Here is an 8,854-nt window from a genome sequence, read left to right as displayed (position 1 = left end):
CTCAGAAGTGAAACGCGGTAGCGCCGATGGTAGTGTGGCATTCGCCATGCGAGAGTAGGACACTGCCAGGCACCCAATACAAGAAACCCCGCTCATCGAGCGGGGTTTTTTTATTGCCTGCAATTCAGCACGTCACCGGATTATTAGACTTTCCCCTTCTTGTCATTCATTGATTACCCTTCTAAAGCCCCAAAAAGGCCTCTTTTCTGTTCGATATTTCCTCACCAGTTCAATGTGTTGGATATAAAAAGCACAGAATGTGATGCCTCTACCTTTCTTGTGATGCCTGCTCTGGTTTAATTCTTCAGTCCACATGATGGACCAAGGAATCACAATAATTTAAGGAATAGACCCATGTTCAAAAGAACAGTAACGATGATGCTGGCGGCGGGAACCCTGGTATTAGGCGGTTGCGCATCCAATGGTGGTGCAGAGCAAGCGGGGGTAGACAACAGCGACTTCGGTGGCAAGTCCATCTACCTGCGCGGGGAGATGAACGACTGGATGGCGACTGATGAAAGCAAGGTAGTCAAGGTGGCAGACAAGCTCTATATGGCCAAAGGCACCCTCAAGAAAGAGTGGGCCCCCTACAAGTTCAAGTTTGCTGATTCAGGCTGGAGCTGCGGTACCAACTTTGGCTACAAGAGCCCGAGTGATGGTGTTGCCGTGTTGGGGGGTGAGGCGGTGCCGGTAAACCCCTGCTCCAAGTATGAGGACATGAAGTTCTCACCGGATGCTGATGGCGTCTACGAGTTCTATCTGAATATGGCGGGTGAAACGCCGTCCGTTTACGTCAAGAAGCCCTGATCTATCTCTGAGTGTTAAATCTCTCAGCAAATTAATCAGTTAAGTGCCCTGGCCCAGAAATCTGCTGGCCGGGGCATTTTTTTAGGTTAGAATCGGCGCCCTCATGGCATCAGGTGTACTATATGTTGTGCCATTAATTTTAGATGGCACCATTGGTTGTGTTTTCTGCTGTTGTCATGATGTTGATGCATTCACATAAGGTTGATTGAAAATGGCTAAATCGAACCCGGTGCTGGAGAGTGAGCTTGGCTCCCGCCTTATCCCCATGCAGGAAACGTCCCTCGAGATTTGGGATAGCAAGTATCGCCTCAAGAGCAAGGATGGTACTCCCATCGACAGCTCTATCGATGAGACTTACCAGCGGGTAGCCCGTGCGTTGGCAGAGCAGGAGCTGGAACCTGAGGCCTGGTATGAGCCATTCCTGTGGGCGCTGCGCAATGGGGCCATTCCGGCGGGCCGCATCACCTCCAACGCTGGGGCTTTTGAGCACAAGCCCGCGACTTCAACCATCAACTGCACTGTTTCCGGCACCATCGAAGATTCGATGGACGATATCCTCGGCAAGGTGCACGAGGCTGGCCTGACCCTGAAAGCCGGTTGTGGTATCGGCTATGACTTCTCGACTCTGCGCCCGCGCGGTGCTTTTGTCTCCGGTGCCGGTGCTTACACCTCAGGTCCGCTCTCGTTCATGGATATCTATGACAAGATGTGTTTCACCGTCTCGTCAGCCGGTGGCCGTCGTGGCGCCCAGATGGGCACTATGGATATCCGCCATCCCGATGTGATCGAGTTTATTCAGGCCAAACGTGAAGATGGCCGCCTGCGTCAGTTCAACCTCTCCCTGCTCATCACCGAAGATTTCGTCAAGGCGGTGAAAGAGGATGCCCCCTGGTCGCTGATCTTCCCCTACACCGCCAAAGAGGTGGAGCAGGATGGCATTGCGCTGGACGATCCTGCTCAGGTGCTATGGGCCGACTGGCCCAACAAGGAAGGGGTTGTATTCAACGAGTTGGGGCAGGTCGCCTGCAAGGTCTACAAGACCATGCCCGCCCGCAAGCTGTGGAATGTCATCATGACCTCCACCTATGACTATGCAGAGCCCGGCTTCATCCTGATCGACAAGGTCAACCAGATGAACAACAACTGGTTCTGTGAAGAGATCCGCGCGACTAACCCCTGTGGTGAGCAGCCGTTGCCGCCCTACGGTGCCTGTCTGCTAGGCTCGGTCAATCTGACCAAGTTTGTGCGCGACCCTTTTACTGAAAACGCGGCATTCGATTGGCAGGCGTTTCGCAAGGTGGTGGCCATCTTTACTCGCATGCTCGACAACGTGGTGGAGATCAACCAACTGCCACTGGCCAAACAGCGCGAGGAGATCACAGCCAAGCGCCGGCATGGCATGGGTTTCCTGGGTCTTGGTTCGACCCTCACCATGCTGCAGATCAAGTACGGCTCTGCGGCATCCGTAGCCTTTACCGAGCAGGTATCCCAGGAGCTGGCGATGACCGGCTGGCAGGAGTCCCTGCGTCTTGCCAAGGAGAAGGGCCCAGCCCCCATCATGGAGCAGGAGTTCGAAGTGACCGGCAAGATGCTGCGTCTGCGCCCGGAAATGGTGGCTGATGGCATCAAGGTGGGCGACAAGGTGAAGGGCAAGGTGCTGCATGCGCGCTACAGCCGCTACATGCAGCAGGTTGCCGAAGTGGATCCTGCGCTGGTCGCCGAGCTGGCCGAAGTGGGTGGGCGTTTCACCCATCACAGTAGTATCGCGCCGACCGGCACCATCTCGCTGTCTCTGGCCAACAACGCCAGCAACGGCATCGAGCCGAGCTTTGCCCACCACTACAGCCGCAACGTTATCAAGCCGGGCAAGAAGAGCAAGGAGAGCGTCGATGTCTACTCCTTCGAGCTGCTGGCCTACCGCGAGCTGGTGAATCCGGCCGCCATGCCCTATGCCGATGATGAGGCGAGCCGTCTGCCGGACTATTTCATTACTGCCGATGACATCAGCCCGGCGCAGCATGTGGACATTCAGGCGGCGGCCCAGCGCTGGATTGACTCCTCCATCTCCAAGACTGCCAACGTGCCAACCGATTTCCCATTCGAGCAGTTCAAGGACATCTACATGTATGCCTCGGACTCTGGCCTCAAGGGCTGCACCACCTTCCGCTTCAATCCGGAGGCTTTCCAGGGCGTGCTGGTGAAGGAGAAGGATCTGGAGAACACCCTGTACGATTTCACCCTGGAGGATGGCTCCGTCATCTCCGTCAAGGGGAACGAAGAGATCGAATACGATGGCGAGCTGCATACGGCCGCCAACCTCTACGACGCCTTGAAAGAAGGCTATTACGGTAAATTCTGAGAACGACATTATGGTCAAGAAGATCGACAAGAAAATCGTCGCCTACAAGGTGCGTACCAAGGATGAGCCGCAAGAAGATCTCTCTGCGCAGGATGACGTAGTGCACATGCACGAAACCGTGCTGCGCCCAGAGCGGCTGATGGGCACCACCTACAAGCTGAAGACGCCGGAGCATGTCTCCGAGCACTCGCTGTTCATCACCATCAACGACATCATTCTCAACGAGGGCACGGTTCACGAAACTCGCCGTCCGTTCGAGATTTTCATCAACTCCAAGAGTCTGGAGCACTACCAGTGGATCGTGGCGCTGACCCGCATCATCTCGGCGGTATTCCGCAAGGGGGGGGATGTCACCTTCCTGGTGGAGGAGCTGCGTTCCGTATTCGATCCCAAGGGCGGCTACTGGAACAAGGGCAAGTACGTTCCATCGCTGATCGCTGAAATTGGCAACGTGATCGAGAGCCATCTCACCGAGATCGGCATGCTCAAGGCAACCGGGCTGGACGAGCATCAGCAGGCGTTTCTGGCCGAGAAGCAGGCCGAGCTGAAGGCGGCTCAGGACGCCGAAGAGCAGCAGGCTGGCAGTGGTTTCCCGGCCAATGCCGCGCTCTGCTACAAGTGCCACACCAAGGCGCTGGTGCTGAAGGATGGCTGCATGACCTGCCTCAACTGTGGCGACTCCAAGTGCGGCTGACAGACATGCCCAAGTAGTTGAACGATAGAGAAAAGACCGGCCACAGTGCCGGTCTTTTTATTGCTGTTTTTATGCGCAATCAAATCAGGCGGCCCAGTGATTTGTTGCGCGATAGTAAAATCGGGCGTAGCGTTGAGGGTAATAAAACTGTCACGGCCGTGTGGTTTCAATGACATCTGAGATTCACACACGTGGCCCTTCAGTGCCAAGGAGGATGCTTATGGACAATACGGACCGAAAGCTGTTTATCCTGGATACCAACGTTCTGCTTCACGAACCCCTCGCTATCTACTCCTTCAAAGAGCACGACGTGCTCATCCCCATGACGGTGCTGGAAGAGCTCGATAACATCAAGGATCGCAACAAGGATGTCAGCCGCGACGCGCGGGTGGCCATTCGTGCGCTGGAAGATGTGTTCCGCGATGCAACCCCGGATCAGATCACCCAAGGCGTGCCGCTGGCTGGCGAAGCGAGCGGCAATATCTGCATCTTCAGCGATCACCATCTGCCGCAGGATGCCGAGGTGTTTACCGACAAGGAGGCCGACAACCGCATCATCAACGCGGCCCTCTATCTGCAAAAGCACGAGTTGAAGCGTCAGGTGGTGCTGGTCACCAAAGACATCAACATGCGCCTCAAGGCCAAGGGGGCCGGGCTTGCTCACGTTGAAGATTACCGTAGCGACCAGCTGATCGACGATATCCGCCTGCTGGCTAAAGGCTTTCAGGTGGTGCCCGGCAGCTTTTGGGAGCGGGTTGGCGAGTGCGAGAGCGAGACCCATGGCCGCGACACCATCCATGTGATCGATGCCAATCTGCTGGAAGGGGTTCACGTAAACCAGTATCTGGTGGATGAGGAGAATTTCTTCGCAGCCCGGGTGCTCAGCCACGATGGCAACAAGATCCGCATCAAGGATCTGGGCCGCGAGCGGCTGATGTCCCGCAAGGCGTGGGGTGTCCATCCCAAGAACGTCTATCAGGGAATGGCTTTGGATGCACTGCTCGATCCGCACATCGATCTGGTTATCCTGACCGGCCCGGCGGGTTGCGGCAAGACCTTGCTGGCCATGGCTGCTGCGCTGGAGTTGGTGATTGAGAAGGGCATTTACGAGAAGGTGATCGTCACCCGGAATACCCCGGAAATTGCCGAAAGCATCGGCTTCCTGCCCGGCACCGAAGAGGAGAAGATGATGCCCTGGCTGGCGGCGGTGACCGACACCCTGGAGGTGCTGCACAAGCAGGACGAGAACATGAGCGGCTCGCTCAGCTACATCATGGAGAAGGCCAACATCCAGTTCAAATCGGTCAACTTCATGCGCGGGCGCAGCATCCAGAACACCTTCGTGCTGCTGGATGAGTGCCAGAACCTGACAGCGTCCCAGATCAAGACCATCATCACCCGCTGCGGCGAGGGTACCAAGATCGTCTGCTCCGGTAACCTGGCCCAGATCGACTCCAACTATCTGAGCCCTGTGACCTCGGGTCTCACCTACATCGTCGAGCGTTTCAAGGATTTTGACGGCAGTGCCAACATTTTCCTCAATGGCGTGGTGCGCAGCCGACTGGCTTCGTTCGCCGAGGAAAACCTCTGATTTAAATGAATATTTCCAGATACAAAGGGAGGCCAATCGGCCTCCTTTTTTGATCATGGCGCAGTCTTTACTCCCAAGGGCTATTGGCCAAGGTAGCGCAGCAGCCCCGGATGGTCGCTATTTTGCAGAATATCCGGCTTGCCTTGCAGGGCGATGCGGCCCTCGTCGACAAACAGCACCTGATCGGCAATCAGCTGGGCATCTTCCGGATTGTGGGAGACCATCAGTACGGTAATGCCCTGTTCGCAGGCTAGCCTCGCCACTTCCGCCAGCATCTCCCGGCGCAGGGCGGGATCGAGGGCAGAGAAGGGCTCATCCAGCAGCAGCAGCGGTTTGCCGCGCACCAGCGCACGAGCCAGCCCGACTCGCTGCTGCTGGCCGCCGGAGAGCTGTTCAGGCTGGCGGTTTAACATCTCGCCAAGACCAACCCGTGCGGCTGCATCGATCACCTGTGCCCGCTGGGCGGCACTCAGGCGCAGACCCGGGTGCAAGCCGATGGCGATATTGTCGAACACCGACAGATGGAGGAACAGGTTGTGATCCTGAAACAGGGTGGTGACTGGTCGCTCGGCCGGGCCCAGCGGCAGCAGATCTTCGCCATCGAAGCTGAGGCGGCCCGACTCCACCGGCACGAATCCGGCGATCATCCCGAGCAGGGTCGATTTACCTGCGCCGCTTGGGCCGATCAGTGCGGTGATCTCTCCCTTGGGCAGGGTCGCGCTGAAGCTGACGCGCCAGTCGGGGTAGCTGGTCGCAAGCATATCAATGTTCAGCATGTTTTCCTCCAAGACCCCGCTCCACCAGCCAGAACAGGGAGAAACAGAGCGTCAGCAGCAGCAGAGCGGTGGCGGCTGCCTCGGTCAATCGATAGCTGCCAAGCTGTTGGTAGAGCAGCCAGGGCAGGGTGGTGAGCTCCTGACTGCCAAACATGGCGATGGCGCCGAGATCCCCCAGCGAGAGGATCATCGACAGCGCCATCGCCAGTGCCAGCGGGCGGCGCAGCAGCGGCCACTCCACCAGTCGCAGGCGATGCAGGCCGCGTACCCCCAGGCTATCCGCCAGCCGGTCGTATTGGCGCACCACCAGCTGCATGGGGGCGGAGAGGGTGCGCAGCACGTAGGGTAGCGCCATCAGGGCGTTGACCAGCACCACCAGCCAGGGGCCGAGGGCGAACACATCGGCGAACGGCATAAACAGGATGAAGAGACCGGTGGAGAGCACCACCGCCGGGAGCATCAGGATCATCGAACCGCTGGCCTCCCAAAGGGCGGCAGCTCGCCGCTGGCGGGTGCGTACCTTGAGGTGACGGCTGGTGAGCAGCAGGCCGCTACCGAGCAGGGTCGCCAGGGTGCCTGCCGCCAGCGCAATCAGCAGCGACTGGCCGCTCGCCTGCCACAGCTTGCTGGAGGTGAGCGCTGTCAGCAGGCCGGGTTGAAGGCCTGCCACTACGATGGCAAGCAACGGTGGCAGAAAGATGGCGAGCCCGATGCTGAGCGAGAGGAGATCCACCACGGCCGTGCCTGGCTGATGGCGATCCGGCCGCAGGCAGGGGCGACGGGGTGTCACCCTGCTGGCCGGGGTACTCTGCAGCTTGTGCTGCAGGGCGAGCAGGGCGGCGGTCAGGATCAGCTGCACCAGCGCCAATCCGCCCGCGGTGGCGAGATCGAAGTCAAAGCGCAGCGCCTGATAGATGGCCACCTCCAGCGTGGTCGATTTCGGCCCGCCCCCCAGCGCCAGCACTGTGGTGAAGCTGGTGAAGCAGAGCATGAAGATGAGGCTGGCCAGCCCCGGCAATATGCCGCGAATAAGTGGCCACTCCAGCAGCCGGAAGATATGAGATGAGCGCATGCCGAGCTGGCTGGCAAGGCGCCAGCTCGATTCGGGGATGCTCTCTATGCTCTGCAGCATCAGGCGTGCCGCCAGCGGCATATTGAAGAAGACGTGGGCCAGCAGGATACCGAACAGGCCGTAGAGGTAGTTGCCGGGATCCAGCCCCAGGGTGCGCAGCAGCTGCGGCAGCCACCCCTGTTTGCCGTGTACCGCCACAATGCCGAAGATGGCGATGATGACCGGCAGTACCAGCGAGAGACCAAATAGCTTGATCAGCAAGGTTCGGCCAACGAAGCGCCGCCGCGCCAGCGCGCGGGCCACCGGAATGGCCAGCCCCAGGCTCAGCAGAGTGGAGAGCAGTGCCTGTCCCAGACTGAAGCCCAGCACATGACGCAGATAAGGATCTGCGAGCAGGGTGCGGGGGGCCAGCGAACCGGCCTGCCACAACAGGGCCGCGAGCGGCCCGAGGGATAACAGCAGGATCAACAAGGTGGCTGCACTGCCCGGCAACCACCAGAGGGGACGCGCCTGTAGTTTCAGATAACGGCTCACTGGGTGACGGCTTGCAGCCACTCGCGGATCCACCCTTTGCGATTGGCGGCCACCTCATCGCTGCTGAAGGCGAGCGGCTTGGCTACGGTGATCATCTGCTCGAAGCCCTTGGGCAGCGGCATGTCGATAACGGGATACATCCAGTTGCCGGTCGGGATTTCCTGCTGGAAGGCGGGGCTCACCATAAATTGCAGGAACTGGTCAGCCAGCTTCTCCTGTTTGGCGCTCTTCAGCTTGGCGGCCACTTCTACCTGACGGTAGTGACCCTCCTCGAAGGCTGCAGCCTGATACTGGGGCTTGCTCTCGGCAATCAGGTGATAGGCCGGAGAGGTGGTGTAGGAGAGCACCATGTCCGCTTCACCATCGAGGAACATGCCATAGGCCTCTGACCACCCCTTGGTGACGGTGACCGTCTTTTTGGCCAGCTCGGCCCAGGCGGCAGGCGCCTTGTCGCCGTAGACAGACTTCATCCACAGCATCAGCCCCTGCCCCGGGGTGGAGGTGCGGGGATCCTGATAGATCACCTTGAGGTCGGGCCGCTCCACCAGCTCTTTCAGGCTCTTGGGCGGCTGCTTGAGTTTGTCCTTGTCATAGACGAAGGCGAAGTAGCCGTAGTCGTAGGGGACGAAGGTGTCATCCTGCCAGCCACCCGGCACCTTGATGCTGTCGAGCTTGGCGGGATGGGGGGCGAACAGACCGCTCTGCTTGGCTTCGCTGATGAGGGCATCGTCGAGCCCCAGCACCAGATCGGCCTTGCTGTGGTTGCCCTCCAGCCGCAGCCGGTTGAGGATGGCGACCCCATCTTCGAGGGGAACCAGATTGAGGGTGCAGTCGCACGCTTTCTCGAAGGCCTGTTTGATCTTGGGCCCCGGACCCCACTCGGCAGTGAAGGAGCTGTAGGTATAGACGGTGAGGGTGTCGGCGGCGAACACATTGGCCGACAGCAGGCCGGTGGTGACCAGCAGCAGGGTCTTCATGGGTGGCACTCCTTATTACTTGTTAATAACGAGGTGCCAGCGGG

At 58.9% G+C, this 8,854-nt stretch carries 7 protein-coding genes; 4 read left to right on the top strand and 3 right to left on the bottom strand.

Annotated elements, in window-relative coordinates; translation table 11 throughout:
• Positions 1–354: 354 nt before the first annotated feature.
• From ACB040_RS17315 to ACB040_RS17300, 4 genes are all read left to right on the top strand, one after another.
• Positions 355–807, top strand: a complete 453-nt coding sequence (locus ACB040_RS17315; protein WP_257691647.1) for a pullulanase — start codon at positions 355–357, stop codon at positions 805–807.
• A gap of 211 nt (positions 808–1,018) precedes the next feature.
• Entirely contained in the window at positions 1,019–3,166 is a 2,148-nt protein-coding gene (locus tag ACB040_RS17310) for an adenosylcobalamin-dependent ribonucleoside-diphosphate reductase (RefSeq protein WP_257691648.1), read from the top strand.
• A 10-nt stretch (positions 3,167–3,176) separates the two neighbouring features.
• On the top strand, positions 3,177–3,860 hold the full coding sequence (locus ACB040_RS17305; RefSeq protein ID WP_257691649.1) for an NrdJb: 684 nt from the start codon (positions 3,177–3,179) through the stop codon (positions 3,858–3,860).
• A gap of 220 nt (positions 3,861–4,080) precedes the next feature.
• Positions 4,081–5,451: a PhoH family protein gene (locus ACB040_RS17300; protein ID WP_005358170.1), complete on the top strand. Its 1,371-nt coding sequence runs from the start codon at positions 4,081–4,083 to the stop codon at positions 5,449–5,451.
• An 80-nt stretch (positions 5,452–5,531) separates the two neighbouring features.
• Here ACB040_RS17300 and thiQ read toward each other — a convergent pair whose 3' ends face one another.
• Genes thiQ through thiB form a run of 3 tightly spaced genes read right to left on the bottom strand, consistent with a single transcriptional unit; the run spans position 5,532 to position 8,810 of the window.
• Positions 5,532–6,227: a thiamine ABC transporter ATP-binding protein gene (gene thiQ / locus ACB040_RS17295; protein WP_088870122.1), complete on the bottom strand. Its 696-nt coding sequence runs from the start codon at positions 6,225–6,227 to the stop codon at positions 5,532–5,534.
• Positions 6,214–7,833 (bottom strand): thiamine/thiamine pyrophosphate ABC transporter permease, encoded by a 1,620-nt coding sequence (gene thiP, locus ACB040_RS17290; protein WP_338774962.1) that lies wholly within the window; start codon positions 7,831–7,833, stop codon positions 6,214–6,216. Before thiP ends, thiQ begins: the two co-directional genes overlap by 14 nt.
• Complete coding sequence (thiB, locus tag ACB040_RS17285) at positions 7,830–8,810, bottom strand: thiamine ABC transporter substrate binding subunit (RefSeq protein ID WP_204380214.1); 981 nt, start codon at positions 8,808–8,810, stop codon at positions 7,830–7,832. Before thiB ends, thiP begins: the two co-directional genes overlap by 4 nt.
• Positions 8,811–8,854: the final 44 nt, after the last annotated feature.

The organism is Aeromonas sp. S11(2024), from assembly GCF_041402345.1.
Classification (GTDB): Bacteria; Pseudomonadota; Gammaproteobacteria; order Enterobacterales; family Aeromonadaceae; genus Aeromonas; species Aeromonas veronii.
The sequence above is the reverse complement of the archived record's forward strand: the minus strand, read 5'-3'. Positions and strand labels throughout refer to the sequence as shown.

Excerpts from the sequence above, each read along its gene's own strand:
- thiB (WP_204380214.1), bottom strand. The coding sequence starts at position 8,810 with ATGAAGACCCTGCTGCTGGTCACCACCGGCCTGCTGTCGGCCAATGTG.
- ACB040_RS17310 (WP_257691648.1), top strand. The coding sequence starts at position 1,019 with ATGGCTAAATCGAACCCGGTGCTGGAGAGTGAGCTTGGCTCCCGCCTT.
- ACB040_RS17305 (WP_257691649.1), top strand. The coding sequence starts at position 3,177 with ATGGTCAAGAAGATCGACAAGAAAATCGTCGCCTACAAGGTGCGTACC.
- thiQ (WP_088870122.1), bottom strand. The coding sequence starts at position 6,227 with ATGCTGAACATTGATATGCTTGCGACCAGCTACCCCGACTGGCGCGTC.
- ACB040_RS17300 (WP_005358170.1), top strand. The coding sequence starts at position 4,081 with ATGGACAATACGGACCGAAAGCTGTTTATCCTGGATACCAACGTTCTG.
- ACB040_RS17315 (WP_257691647.1), top strand. The coding sequence starts at position 355 with ATGTTCAAAAGAACAGTAACGATGATGCTGGCGGCGGGAACCCTGGTA.